General features: G+C 30.4%; 1 protein-coding gene. It reads right to left on the reverse strand.

What is annotated here, in order from left to right:
- A partial coding sequence (locus tag SB679_RS24210; RefSeq protein ID WP_410704794.1) for a condensation domain-containing protein occupies positions 1–273 on the reverse strand: 273 nt, incomplete at both ends.

Genomic DNA, 273 nt, shown 5'->3' on the forward strand with positions numbered 1-273 from the left:
CTTTTTAAACGCATCTTCGAGGACGTTCAATTTGATATCGCCCTTCAATTTCATCACCAAAGGTATATTGTATGTAGTCCCTTCTGTTTCCATTTCATGTAAAATAACCATTCTTTTTTGTGATAATGATAGGGGATAGCATCCGTTTTCAGTTGAAACAACTTTTGGAATTTCATCTTTTCTTTTAATATCTTCAGATTCCAATAATGTAATTATTTGTTTTTTATGCATTTTTATTCTTTGTTTGATTTCATTGGTTATTAACTCTCTGGG

This window comes from Chryseobacterium sp. SIMBA_029 (assembly GCF_046535275.1).
Classification (GTDB): domain Bacteria; phylum Bacteroidota; class Bacteroidia; order Flavobacteriales; family Weeksellaceae; genus Chryseobacterium.